Annotated in this window: 9 protein-coding genes; 6 read left to right on the forward strand and 3 right to left on the reverse strand. The window is 73.3% G+C overall.

The annotated features are described in order from the left end of the window. The first annotated feature begins 8 nt into the window (after window positions 1–8). The 6 genes from AB0N31_RS17640 to AB0N31_RS17665 all read left to right on the forward strand — a co-directional run bounded on the left by AB0N31_RS17640 (window position 9) and on the right by AB0N31_RS17665 (window position 9,487). Window positions 9–887: an immunity 49 family protein gene (locus AB0N31_RS17640; RefSeq protein WP_366059279.1), complete on the forward strand. Its 879-nt coding sequence runs from the start codon at window positions 9–11 to the stop codon at window positions 885–887. A gap of 24 nt (window positions 888–911) precedes the next feature. Next, the gene (locus tag AB0N31_RS17645; RefSeq protein WP_366059280.1) at window positions 912–1,175 is read left to right on the forward strand and encodes a hypothetical protein; all 264 of its coding nucleotides are present in this window, start codon (window positions 912–914) and stop codon (window positions 1,173–1,175) included. A 16-nt stretch (window positions 1,176–1,191) separates the two neighbouring features. Further along, on the forward strand, window positions 1,192–2,577 hold the full coding sequence (gene eccD / locus AB0N31_RS17650; RefSeq protein WP_366059281.1) for a type VII secretion integral membrane protein EccD: 1,386 nt from the start codon (window positions 1,192–1,194) through the stop codon (window positions 2,575–2,577). A gap of 13 nt (window positions 2,578–2,590) precedes the next feature. Further along, the gene (locus tag AB0N31_RS17655; protein WP_366059282.1) at window positions 2,591–3,964 is read left to right on the forward strand and encodes a hypothetical protein; all 1,374 of its coding nucleotides are present in this window, start codon (window positions 2,591–2,593) and stop codon (window positions 3,962–3,964) included. A 76-nt stretch (window positions 3,965–4,040) separates the two neighbouring features. Next, window positions 4,041–8,081 (forward strand): type VII secretion protein EccCa, encoded by a 4,041-nt coding sequence (gene eccCa, locus AB0N31_RS17660; protein ID WP_366059283.1) that lies wholly within the window; start codon window positions 4,041–4,043, stop codon window positions 8,079–8,081. Next, complete coding sequence (locus tag AB0N31_RS17665) at window positions 8,078–9,487, forward strand: DUF6177 family protein (RefSeq protein ID WP_366059284.1); 1,410 nt, start codon at window positions 8,078–8,080, stop codon at window positions 9,485–9,487. The genes eccCa and AB0N31_RS17665 overlap by 4 nt, the downstream gene beginning before the upstream one ends. A 67-nt stretch (window positions 9,488–9,554) precedes the next feature. On the opposite strand, the gene AB0N31_RS17670 is transcribed toward AB0N31_RS17665, so the two are convergent. From AB0N31_RS17670 to AB0N31_RS17680, 3 genes are read right to left on the reverse strand one after another with little or no spacing between them, the layout of a single operon-like run. Continuing rightward, window positions 9,555–10,385 (reverse strand): sugar phosphate isomerase/epimerase family protein, encoded by an 831-nt coding sequence (locus AB0N31_RS17670; protein ID WP_366059285.1) that lies wholly within the window; start codon window positions 10,383–10,385, stop codon window positions 9,555–9,557. After that, the gene (locus AB0N31_RS17675; RefSeq protein ID WP_366059286.1) at window positions 10,382–11,536 is read right to left on the reverse strand and encodes a dihydrodipicolinate synthase family protein; all 1,155 of its coding nucleotides are present in this window, start codon (window positions 11,534–11,536) and stop codon (window positions 10,382–10,384) included. Before AB0N31_RS17675 ends, AB0N31_RS17670 begins: the two co-directional genes overlap by 4 nt. Continuing rightward, window positions 11,533–12,684 (reverse strand): Gfo/Idh/MocA family oxidoreductase, encoded by a 1,152-nt coding sequence (locus AB0N31_RS17680; protein WP_366059287.1) that lies wholly within the window; start codon window positions 12,682–12,684, stop codon window positions 11,533–11,535. The genes AB0N31_RS17675 and AB0N31_RS17680 overlap by 4 nt, the downstream gene beginning before the upstream one ends. Between the last annotated feature and the right edge of the window lie 54 nt (window positions 12,685–12,738).

The raw sequence follows: 12,738 nt of genomic DNA on the forward strand, positions 1-12,738 counted from the left end.
GAGGTTCGGTGATCACGAGTGTTCCGCGCCATGACTTCCGAACGGACAACGCGGCCGAAGACATGGCGCCGCTCATTGATGGGACACGCCGGGTTCTCGACCGACTGGAAAGGTCGGAGATGTCCCGCCACCGGGCGCTGAGTAGCACCCTGACCATGGCGAAGTGGCGCTGCCTGACGGATCCCGAAGCAGCCAGACTTGAGACGTGGGAGGCGTGGGTCACCGCAATGCAGGTCGGCTGCGCCCTGTTTGACTCTGCCACAGCCACCGAGGGGCCCGTACCGTGCCGCATCGGAAGTGCGGGAGAGGTGACGAACCTGCCTGCGACGGGGCCGACGCCTTACACGCATGCGGGGGCGTGGCTCACATCGGTTTATTTGGCGACGATCTGCCGCGAGAACGCTCGTCTCGATCGGCTGATGCAGGTACCTGTTTCGTTTCTCCGTGCGTCCGTTCCCGAGGGTGCGGTTTTCGACGACTATGTCTACGACTGGGTGGAGGCTCTCCAAAGCTACTGGGCCGGTCGGGCAACGGATATGTGGGACAACCTGGTATCAGCGATCAAAGGTACCGACCCCGAGCGGGAGGGCGTCACCGACAAGGAAATGATGCTGAAGGTTCTTTATCCGCCGCTCGAACTCTTCCATCGCTTTCAACTGCGGGAGATTGAGCGGTTCAACAGTGTACTGGTTGACGCCGTCACTGGGCACAAGCAGTACTGGGCCGGCGACGCGGCACGCGCCCTGAGCGGTGACGGCCTGGTGGCCCTCGCTCCCCTCGCGTTGGCCTGCATGGCTTACGACAACGAATTCCCGGTCGAGGTCGAATCCGAGTACTTGCCCAAGCATCTGCTCAAGCGCAGCTGGCTGGGCGAGTTCCCCACGTGAGATACGCGAGACAGGTGACCGGACATGACCGCGCAGGACTACGACAGCCAGCTCCTCGAGTCCGTCTCCGTGCGGCGGCGGCGGTTGCGGGATGCGCTGTTGTTCGGGGCGCAGCGGCAACGGCGGGCCGTGGACGAGCGGGTGGGGAAGGTGTTCGCCGGGACGGTGGTCGCGGCCGTGTTGTGCGCGGGGTGCGTGGGGTGGTCGTTCGTGTCGCACCGGGTGATCGGGCAGAGCCCCTACTCCCCCGGCGTTTCCACGCCCTCCAGCGGTCCTACGAGCCGGTGATAGGTTCGCGAACGTGATGTCTACGGGGGCCTTGAGCAGGGAAACTGCCGGTGGAGCTGGGGTGTTGAGCCGGGTCACCCTCGTCGGTGAGCGGCGCCGCGTCGACCTGGTGCTTCCGGCGCGGGAGCCGGTCGGGCTGCTGTTGCCCGAGATCATGCGGGTGCTGGACGACCGGGTGGAGGGGCGGCCCGCCCCGCGTCATCTCGTCACCGTGGACGGATCCGCGCTCGATCACGACAGCACGCTGGAGACGGCGGGCGTCCGCGACGGCGCCGTCCTGCGTCTCGTCCGCGCGGAGGACGCCCCGCCCGCCCCCGTCGTGCACGACGTCACCGACGAGGTGGCGGAGGACCTCGGCCACCGGGCAGGGGTGTGGGGGCCGGCCGCGCGGCGGGTCACGGCAGGGGTCGCGAGCGTGGTCTGGGTGGTCGTCGCCGCCCTGTTCGCGCGTGCGCAGTACGACCGGTCGGTCGTCGCGGGTGCGCTGCTCGCCTCCGCCGGTGCGGCCGCCGTCGCGGGCTCGGTGCTGGGGCGGACGCGTCGGCACGGGCTGGCCGCGACCCTCCTGTGTGTTGGCGGCGCGCTCGGTGTGCCGGGCATGTGGAGCCTCGTCGACGTCGTCGGCGGGTCCTCGGCGGGCGCACTGCGGCTCGCCGGGGTGGCCGCCGTGGGCGTGCTGGTCCTCGTCCTGCTCGGGCTGTTCACGCCGCTGGGACGGGGCGGGGTCGTGGGGGCCGGGGCCCTGGCCCTGATCGCCGTCGGCTGGGAGGCCGTCGTCGCCGTGCAGTCGGGGGCCGGGACGGCGGAGCAGCAGGCCCGGGTCGGGGCCGTTCTCGGTGTCGTCTGCGTGGTGCTGCTCGGAGTGCTGCCGCGGCTCGCGCTGATGGCGTCCGGGCTCTCGGGGCTCGACGACCGGCGGGCCGGCGGTGTCTCCGTCAGCCGTCACCAGGTGTCCGTCGCCCTGGCCGCCGCCCACCGCGGGCTGGTGCTCGCCACGGTCACCCTGGCCGGGTCGGCCGCCGTGGCCGCCGTACTGGCGCTGCGGGCTCCCTCCGTGTGGACGGTGCCGCTCGTCGCGGTCGTCGCGGTGGTGCTGGCCCTGCGGGCCCGGGCGTTTCCGCTGGTCGCCGAAGTGGTCGTGCTGCTGGCCGCCGCGGCGTGCGTCACCGTACGGTTGCTGGCGGTGTGGGCGGAGCGGACCTCGGCCGCGGCACCGCTGGCCGTCCTCGTCGTGCTGGCGGTCCTGCCGCTCGTCGTGCTCGCCGTGCGGCCGGCCGAGCACATACGGGTCCGGCTGCGGCGGGTCGGTGACCTGTTCGAGTCGGTGGGGGTCATCGCGCTGCTTCCGCTGCTGGTCGGCGTGTTCGGTGTGTACGGGCGACTGCTCGACACCTTCGCTTAGGGGGCCCGACGGCATGACGCAGGGGGATCAGCGGCGGGAGCAGCCGTCGGCGTCCGGCGGTGGCGGCGACTGGCAGCGGGACGTGCTGCGGGAGCTGGGCGGCGCCGCGGGAAGCGGTGGTCCGGGTGCGGATGTCGGTACGGGCGGTGGCCGGGCAACAGCCTCGGACCGGTCCGGTGAGCCCGCGCTGCGGCTCGTGCACCCCGCACCCGCGCGGCCCTCAGCAGCAGAAGCGGGGGCGAATACAGGCGGTGACGCGTCCGGCCCGCACGTCCCCGGCCCGGTGACGCCGCCCACAACTGTCCCGCCGTCCGCGCCCGACGCTCCGGGCGGCCCCGCGTCCCCGGTCCTCATGTCCGGTGCCCGTCCCGCCGACGGGCCGAACCCGGAGCGGCCCGCGACGCCCACCGCCCCAGCACCGGCCCCCGCACCCACCTCGGCCCACGGCCCCCGCCTCCCGGCGTCCCCCGCCCCCGAGTCCTCCCCCACCCTCGACCCCCGTCTCCTCCTCGCTCTGGGACGCCCCCTGCACGGCGACTCCGTGACCCGGCGCACGGGGCGGGCCCTGCGCAAGCTCACCTCGTCCGTGGCGCAGGACGTCGCCGAACAGACCCGGATAGCAAGGGAGTTGCAGCAGCCCGTCACCACGGGCCGGGTGGTGGCCGTCACCTCCATCCGTGGCGGCGTCGGCAAGTCCACCGTCTCCGCGTTGCTCGGGCGCACCCTCAACCACTACCGGCACGACCCGGTGCTGACGCTGGAGGCGGACGCCGTGCTGGGCACCCTGCCGGTGCGCATGGGTGCGGAGGCTGTGCGCTGGACGTGCGCCGATCTCGCGTCGGTCCTCCATCCCTCCATGCGGCTGACGGACGTCACCGGGTACTTGGTGCCGGTGTCGGACGGCGGCTGGCTGCTGCCCGCGAGCCGGGGGCGGGTCGGCGCCCCGCTCGACATGACGTCGTACCGCAAGGTGACGCTGGCACTGCGCCGGTACTTCGCCGTCACCGTCGTCGACTGCGAGACGCTCCCCGGCGAGGTGGCCCGTACGGCGATGGACACCGCGCACGCCCGGGTGGTGGTCGCGCCCACCACCGCGGAGGGCGTCGGCGCGACCCGCCAGGTGCTGGACTGGCTGGCGCGGTTGCCGCACTCGGCCCTGGCCACGACGGTGGTGGCGCTGGTCGCCGGCACCCCCGACACCGTCCTCGACGAAAAGACGGCGGCCGGGCATCTCAGGGAGCCCGGCGTCACCGTCGTCACCGTGCCGTACGACCGTCATCTGGCCGGCGGTGGCCCCATCCGCACCGACCTCCTGGCGCACGCCACGCAGCGGGCCGTCCTGCGGCTGGCCGCCGAGGTGATGGGGCGCGCGGTGAGGGTGCGATGAGCACCCGGCCGGCTCGCCCTCCGCTGTGCCCGCCCCGCCCCTCCCCCGTCACGACCCGCTCCGGAGAAGTCCGCCCGTGACCCTGCAGATCGTCCACCGGCCCGCCCGCAGCACCCGCCCCCCGGAACCCGCCCGGCCCCGTACGGTCGAGGCACCGCCCAACCTTCCCGAGGGAAAGATCGGCAACGCGGCCACCGCGCTGCTGCCGATGGCCGGCGTCATGGGTTCCGTGATCATGATGACCGTGGTCCGCAACAGCCGGTTCGCCGTGCTGGGCGCGGTCGTGCTGGTCTTCGCGCTGCTCGGGGCGGTGGCGCTGTTCCTGTCGCAGCGCGGCAAGGCACAGCGCACCCGACGCACCCAGCGCGAGCGCTACCTGGAGTACCTGGAGGAGCTGCGGCAGGAACTGGGGGCCGCCGAGCGCCGGCTGCGGGAGGCGGAGCGGGAACTGAACCCGCCGCCGGAGGCGCTGTACGACCTGGTGCGCGATCCCGCCCGGTTGTGGGAGCGGCGCCGCCAGGACGCCGACTTCCTGCGGGTGCGCGTCGGTCTCGGTGACGTGCCGGCCCAGGAGCCGGTGATCCAGCAGAGCGGTGCCGGCGGGGTGCTGACGCCGCCGGATCCGTTCATGCTCAACGAGGCACGCGCCCTGCAACGCCGTTTCGCGACGGCCGCCGACGTGCCGTTGACGGTGCCGCTGGACCGGGCCGGGAACGTCAGCGTCGTCGGCGACCGGGAGAGCGTCCTGCGGGTCGCGCGGGCGCTGCTGGTGCAGACGGCCGTGACGCATGCCCCGGACGACGTGGCGATCGCCCTGGCCGTGCCCGGCGAGCGGCTTGCAGGGTGGGAGTGGGCGAAGTGGCTGCCCCACATGCTGGATCCGCAGGCGCACGACGGTCCGGTGGCCGCCCGCCGCATCGCGCCCGATGTGCGGCAGCTGGCCGAACGGCTCCGGCACGAACTGGGCCGGCGGTCCGCGTACGCGGCGGAGGTGCGGCGTGGTCTGGCCGACCGGAGTGCGCTGCGACTGGCGGGCCGGCTGTTGGTGGTCGTCGACGCCCACGGCGAGCCGGCCGTCGAACTCCCCCGCCCCGACTCGGCGGTGGGACTGTCGGACATGGGGATCACTGTGGTGCATCTCCTCCAGGAGCAGGTCCACGAGCCGGACGAGGTGAGCGTCCGCATCACCGTCCACGGCGAGCGGGTGGTCGTCGAGGACCTGCGCGGTTCCGCCGCCGAGAACACTTCCGTGCCGATCACGGCCGCCGGGGGCACCTCCGGCCCGGTCACGGCAGCCGAGGGCACCGTCGACCCGGTCACCGCGGCCGGGGCGGAGGGTGTCGCCCGGTTGCTGGCGCCGCTGCGGCTGTCCCCGGAGTCCGTCGCCGAGGGCAGCCCCGTCACCGGGCCGGTCGACTTCCCCGCGCTCCTCGGTGTCGCCGACCCCGCCGACCTCGATCTACCGACCCTGTGGAAGCCCCGCAGTGAGCGCGACTTCCTGCGCGTACCCATCGGCCTGACCGACCGTCACGAACCGGTTCTGTTGGACTTGAAGGAGTCCTCCCAGCTCGGCATGGGTCCGCACGGCCTGTGCGTGGGCGCGACCGGTTCGGGCAAGAGCGAGCTGTTGCGCACCCTCGTCCTCGCCCTGGCCGCCACCCACTCCCCCGAGGACCTGGCGTTCGTCCTCGTCGACTACAAGGGCGGCGCCACGTTCGCCCCCTTTGCCGAACTCCCGCACACCGCGGGGATGATCACCAACCTGGAGAACCAGGCCGGCCTCGTCGAACGCGTCCACACCAGCCTCGCCGGTGAGGTCAAGCGCCGCCAGCAGGTCCTGAAGGACGCCGGCAACGTCGCCGACATCGGTCATTACGCCGTGCTGCGTGCGACGGAGAGGCCGGACCTCGAACCGCTCCCGCACCTGTTCGTCGTCATCGACGAGTTCGGCGAACTCCTGACCGCGAAACCCGACTTCATCGACCTGTTCCTGTCCATCGGACGCATCGGCCGCTCCATCGGCGTCCACCTGCTGCTGTCCAGCCAGCGCATCGAGGGCGGCAGGCTCAAGGGCCTGGACACCTACCTGTCGTACCGACTGGGCCTGCGGACCTTCTCCGCCGACGAGTCCCGCACGGTCCTCGACACCACCGACGCCTTCCATCTGCCTCCCCTGCCCGGATTCGGCTACCTCAAGGTCGACACCTCCACCTACGAACGGTTCAAGGCCGGGTACGTCTCCGGCGTCCACCGCGGCCCGGCGGCGCGCGAGCAGCGGGACGAGGAGCCGCTCGTCCTGCCCTACCCGGCGTACAACACCGCGGGGCGGCCCGAGGCACCGGAGGAGGAACCCGCCGGCACCCGTCGGGAGACCGGCCCGACCGTCCTGTCCCTCATGGTCGGCCGGCTCGCCGGCGCCGCCCCCGCCGTCCGCCGCATCTGGCTGCCCCCGCTGCCGGACGCCGTCACCCTGGACGCGGCCGCCGGACCGGTCCGGGTCTCCGAGCGCGGGCTGCACCTGGCGCGCGCCGCAGGCGGGATGCGGGTGCCGCTCGGCGTGCTCGACGACCCGGCCCGGCAGTGGCAGGGCCAGTGGGTGCTGGACCTGACCACGGCCGGCGGTCACGTGGCCGTGATCGGCGGCCCCCAGTCCGGCAAGACCACGCTGCTGCGGACCCTCGTGCTGTCCCTGGCGACCACCCACACCCCTCAGGACGTCGCCGTGTACGGTCTGGACCTGGTCGGCGGCGGCCTGTCGGCGCTGGCCGCCCTGCCGCACGTCGGCGGGGTCGCCGGACGGGCCGACCGTGAGCGGGCGGCCCGTACGGTGGCCGAGGTGCGCGCCATGCTCGCCGAGCGCGAGACGGTCTTCCGCGAGCACGGCATCGACTCCGTCGACCAGCTCCGCCGGCTCCGCGCCCAGGGCCGGCTGCCGCAGCTCGGCTCCACCGACGTCGTCCTCGTGGTCGACGGTTTCGGCGCGCTGCGCGACGACTTCGCCGACCTCGACGAGCCGGTCGCCGACCTGCTGAAGCGGGGCGGCGGCTACGGCATCCACGTGGTGGCGGGCATGCTGCGCTGGAACGACGTCCGCATCGCCACCCAGTCGCTCTTCGGCACCCGTGTCGAGCTGCGCCTGAACGACCCCGCCGACTCCTCCGTCGACCGCAAGCTCTCCGAGACCCTCTCGCCGGACGTGCCCGGCCGGGTGCTCACCGACGGCAAGCTGTTCGCGCAGGCCGCACTGCCCCGCATCGACGGCTCTCCCACGACCGGTGACCTGGGCCCGGCCCTGGACGAGGCGGCCCGGACCGTCCGCGCCACCTGGCACGGCGAGCCCGCCGCCCCGGTGCGGGTGCTGCCGGCCCGGCTGCCGTCGACCCGGCTGCCCTCACCGGCCGCCGAACCGCGGCGGATACCGGTCGGCCTCGACCAGGACGCCCTCGCCCCCGTGCTGCTCGACCTCTTCGGCGGCGACCAGCACCTGCTGGTCCTCGGCGACAACGAGTGCGGCAAGACGAACCTGCTGAAGCTGATCGTCGCCGGGCTCGTCGAGCGGTACTCCGACGAGGAGCTGGTCTTCGGTGTCTTCGATCCACGCCGCGGCCTGCGCGGTGTCGTCCCGGAGCCGTACCGGGGCGGCTACGCCCACAACGCCACGCTCGCCACCGCCCTCGCCACGGGCATCGCCGCCGAACTGCAGAAGCGGCTGCCGGAGACGGCCGACCCGGACGCGCCCGAGACGGGCGAACCGGCCTTCCGGGGCCCGCGGATCGTCATCCTCGTCGACGACTACGACATCCTCACCACCGCCGGACAGCAGCCCCTCGCACCCTTCCTGCCGTATGTCTCCTCCGCGCAGGACATCGGCCTGCACTTCGTCCTGGCGCGCCGCACCGCGGGGGCCTCCCGCGCGCTGTACGAGCCGCTCCTGACCACCCTGCGCGAGACGGGCACCAGCGCCCTGGTGATGACCGGCGACCGCACCGAGGGGCAGCTCTTCCCCGGCCTGTACGCCTCCCAGCAGCCGCCCGGACGCGGCACCCTGGTCCGCCGCGGCCGGCGCCACCAGCTCGTCCAGACCGCGCTGACCGAAGCCGAAGAGGCAGAGTCGTGACCAAGGACGTCATCGCCCTCACCCCGAAGATGCCGGACACCTGGGCCCTCCTCGCGGGCCTGTACGCGGGAGGGCCCGAAGCAGGCGTGACCGCCGGGTCCGGAGGCGCCGTGCTGCGCCTGTGCGCCCCGGACGGCAGGCCCCTCGTGTCCGTGGAGGCCCCGCTGCTGGTCCAGGTTCCCGGCGAGGCCGAACGGCTGCTCGGGCGGAACGTGCCCGTGCCGTTCTGGTGGACCGAGGCCCGGGCCTCCGGGGCCGTGCCCGAGGCCGAGCGGCTGGCGGGGTCGGTGTGCGGACGGCTCGCCCTGCTGCTGGGCGGCACCACCTGGCCCGAGCCGGCGGCGGGCACCGAGGTCGTGGACGTGAGCGCCGCGGTCGCACCGGACGACGGGCAGCCGGTCGTGGACGTCCTCACCGGGAGCACGGCCGTCGTCCTGGCCGACCGGCCCGTCCTGGCCCTGACCACCTGGCTCTCCGAGGTGCTGCGAAGCACCGCGGAATCGGGCCGTGCCCTGCAGATCGTCACCCCGCCGCACGTCCGGCTCAGCGCCCCGGCCCGCGCCACGCTCCTCCAGGTGCCCAACCGCTGGGTCGTCCAGGACCCGGCACAGGGCTACTACGACGGGCTGTCCGGGGCGGTGCTGCGCTGGCGGGACGGGACGTTCGCGCCCGCGCTCGGGCCGGACGGCACGGCCTCGGTCGCCGAGGCGTTCGGCCGGACGTCGCCATCATGTGAGCGACAGCTCGTCGTGGCGTTCCGTACGACGCTTCCCGCGGACGAGGACGTCGTCCTGGGTGAGGGGCTCGAGACGGCCTGGCGTGCGCTCACCGGATCGGCACCGGCCGGCTGGGGCACCGCGGAACCCGTCAACCTGCCCTGGTCGCCGCGCCGGCTGACCGATCTGGCCCGTGACCGGGCCCCCGAGCCGACCCACCTGATCGTGGCAGGGCACCCCGACCGGCCCGCGCTGGCGTGGATCCGGGTCACGCGGACGACCGCCGGGATCGAGCAGGACGTGACACTCACCCTCGGGTACCGGGAGAGCGAGGCACCTCCTCTGGAGGCGATCGCGCCCCTCGCCGAGACCCTCGTCGTGGAGCACGGGCTGACGACGATGCTGACCTCGGTGCGGCGGGCCTCCCGCGACCTCGTCACCGCACCCGTGCTCCAGGCGCCGCCCGTCCCGGTCGCCTTCACCCTGGGTGCGCGGGACGTGCGGGGCATCGGGCTCACCCACGCCCGCCGCCCGCCCGTCGAGGTACGCCCCCTCGTCCTGGGGCCGGCCTCCGAACCTGCCCTGCACTACCCGCTGGGGGACGGGTCGGACGCCGGTGCCCTCGTCGAGCTGCAGCGCCTGGCGGCGCATCTGCGGGCCGGTGTGCCGGGTGCGGGGGTGGAGGTCTGACGGCCTCCACCCCCGTGCCCCCGGCACCGGGGCCCGGGCTCGGGTCCCGGGCCGTGGCCTTCGTGCGCTACACCGTGTGCTCGGCGAACCGCTGGGCCGTCTCCGCCAGTACCTCCCGTCCGTCCCGCGCCCACAGCGCGTCGTTGAACAGCTCCACCTCGATCGCGCCGGTGTAGCCGGCCGCCTCCACGTGGCCCTGCCACTCGCGCATGTCGATCGCGCCGTCGCCGATCTGGGCGCGGCCGTTCAGGACGCCCTCGGGCAACGGGGTGGTCCAGTCGGCCAGTTGGAAGGTGTGGATGCGGCCGGACGCACCGGCTCGGGCGATCTCGGCGGGGGCCCGGTCGTCCCACCAGATGTGGTACGTGTCGACCGTGACGCCCACCTGGTGGGCGGGGAAGCGTTCCGCGATGTCCAGGGCCTGGGTGAGCGTCGAGACGACGCAGCGGTCGGAGGCGTACATGGGGTGGAGGGGCTCGATGGCCAGTTTCACCCCGTGGTCCTCGGCGTAGGGGCCGAGTTCCGCCAGCGCGTCCGCGATGCGTTCCCGGGCGCCGTGCAGGTCCTTGGAGCCGGGCGGGAGACCGCCCGAGACCAGCACCAGCACCTCGGTGCCCAGGGTCGCCGCCTCGTCGATCGCCCGGCGGTTGTCGGCCAGGGCCGCCGCGCGCCCGTCCGGGTCGACGGCCGTGAAGAAGCCGCCGCGGCACAGCGTCGTCACCGTCAGCCCGGCGTCGCGGACCAGCTTGGCCGTCTCCTCCACGCCGTACGCCCGGACCGGTTCGCGCCACAGGCCGACGTTGCCGACGCCCAGGTCGGTGCAGGCCGCCACCAGTTCGGGCAGCGACAGCTGCTTCACGGTCATCTGGTTGATGCTGAAGCGCTCGAGACCGGTCACTGGGGCACTCCGTACAGGGCGAGCAGGTTCTTCATGCGCTCCTCGGCCAGCTTCGGGTCGGGGAACAGGCCCAGACCGTCGGCGAGTTCGTAGGCGCGGGCGAAGTGGGGCAGGGAGCGGGCGGACTGGAGGCCGCCGACCATCGCGAAGTGCGACTGGTGGCCGGCCAGCCAGGCCAGGAAGACCACGCCCGTCTTGTAGAAGCGGGTGGGGGCCTGGAAGAGGTGGCGGGAGAGGTCGACCGTGGGGTCCAGCAAGGAGCGGAAACCGGTCACGTCGCCGGTGTCCAGGACGCGGACCGCCTCCGCCGCCAGCGGGCCGAGCGGGTCGAAGATGCCGAGCAGGGCGTGGCTGAAGCCCTGTTCGTCGCCCGCGATCAGCTCGGGGTAGTTGAAGTCGTCGCCGGTGTAGCAGCGGACGCCGTCCGGCAGGCGGCGGCGCAGGTCGACCTCGCGCCGGGCGTCCAGCAGGGAGACCTTGATGCCGTCCACCTTGTCCGGGTGGGCGGCGATGACCTGGAGGAACACCTCCGTCGCCGCGTCCAGGTCCGGCGAGCCCCAGTAGCCCTCCAGCGCCGGGTCGAACATCGGGCCCAGCCAGTGCAGGATCACCGGCTCGGCGGACTGGCGCAGGAGGTGGCCGTAGACGTCGAGGTAGTCCTCGGGGCCGTCGGCGGCCGCGGCCAGGGCGCGGGACGCCATCAGAATGGCCTGGGCGCCGGAGGCCTCGACGAGGGCGAGCTGCTCCTCGTAGGCCGCGCGGACCTCGGCCAGGGACGCCGGGCCGGTGAGCTGGTCGGTGCCGACACCGCAGGCGATCAGGCCGCCGACCGCCTCGGCCTCGGCGGCGGAGCGGCGGATCAGTTCGGCCGCACCCGCCCAGTCCAGGCCCATGCCGCGCTGGGCGGTGTCCATCGCCTCGGCGACGCCGAGCCCGTGGGACCACAGGTGGCGGCGGAAGGCGAGGGTGGCGTCCCAGTCGACGGCGGCGGGGGAGTCGGGGGACACGTCGGCGTACGGGTCCGCGACGACGTGCGCCGCGGAGAAGACCGTACGGGAGGTGAAGGCGCTGCCGGTGGTGACGGCGAGGGGCTCCGTGCGGGGTTCGTAGGTCCGCAGGGTCCCCCGGGGGCCGGGGAGCTGGATGGTCACAGCGCGATCTCCGGGACGTCGAGGCGGCGGCCCTCCGCGGAGGACCTCAGGCCCAGCTCGGCGAGCTGGACGCCGCGGGCGCCGGCCAGGAGGTCCCAGTGGTAGGGGGCGTCGGCGTAGACGTGCTTGAGGAACAACTCCCACTGGGCCTTGAACCCGTTGTCGAAGTCGCCGTTGTCGGGGACCTCCTGCCACTGGTCGCGGAAGACCTCGGTGGCCGGGATGTCGGGGTTCCAGACCGGCTTGGGGGTGGCGGAGCGGTGCTGGACGCGGCAGTTGCGCAGGCCGGCGACGGCTGAGCCCTCGGTGCCGTCGACCTGGAACTCCACCAGTTCGTCGCGGTTGACGCGGACCGTCCAGGAGGAGTTGATCTGGGCGATGGCGCCGCCGTCGAGTTCGAAGATGCCGTAGGCGGCGTCGTCGGCCGTCGCGTCGTAGGGCTTGCCGTTCTCGTCCCAGCGCTGCGGGACGTGGGTGGTGGCGATGGCCTGGACGGACTTCACGCGGCCGAACAGCTCGTGCAGGACGTACTCCCAGTGCGGGAACATGTCGACGACGATGCCGCCGCCGTCCTCGGCGCGGTAGTTCCACGAGGGGCGCTGGGCGTCCTGCCAGTCGCCCTCGAAGACCCAGTAGCCGAACTCGCCGCGCACGGACAGGATCCGGCCGAAGAAGCCGCCGTCGATCAGGCGCTTCAGTTTCAGCAGGCCCGGCAGGAACAGCTTGTCCTGGACGACGCCGTGCTTGATGCCCGCGGCGCCGGCCAGCCGGGCGAGTTCGAGGGCGCCGTCGAGGCCGGTGGCGGTGGGCTTCTCGGTGTAGACGTGCTTGCCGGCCGCGATCGCCTTGCGGATCGCCTCCTCGCGGGCGGAGGTGACCTGGGCGTCGAAGTAGATGTCGACGGTCGGGTCGGCGAGGACCGCGTCGAGGTCCGTCGAGACGTGCTCCAGACCGTGCTTCTCGGCAAGCGCGTTCAGTACGTGTTCCCGGCGTCCGACCAGGATCGGCTCCGGCCACAGCACGGTGCCGTCGCCGAGGTCGAGGCCGCCCTGCTCGCGCAGGGCCAGGATGGAGCGGACCAGGTGCTGGCGGTAACCCATGCGCCCGGTCACGCCGTTCATGGCGATACGCACCGTCTTGCGTGTCACGTCGGTCCCTTCTTAGGCGTTGTACGCGGCGTCGTGCGCGGCGGTGCCCGCAGC

Origin of the sequence: Streptomyces sp. NPDC051051 (assembly GCF_040682975.1) — a bacterium.
In the GTDB taxonomy this organism is placed as follows: domain Bacteria; phylum Actinomycetota; class Actinomycetes; order Streptomycetales; family Streptomycetaceae; genus Streptomyces.

What these genes read in the sequence shown, in the direction of transcription:
- AB0N31_RS17645 (WP_366059280.1), top strand. Translation starts at nt 912, where the DNA reads ATGACCGCGCAGGACTACGACAGCCAGCTCCTCGAGTCCGTCTCCGTG.
- eccD (WP_366059281.1), top strand. Translation starts at nt 1,192, where the DNA reads ATGTCTACGGGGGCCTTGAGCAGGGAAACTGCCGGTGGAGCTGGGGTG.
- AB0N31_RS17655 (WP_366059282.1), top strand. Translation starts at nt 2,591, where the DNA reads ATGACGCAGGGGGATCAGCGGCGGGAGCAGCCGTCGGCGTCCGGCGGT.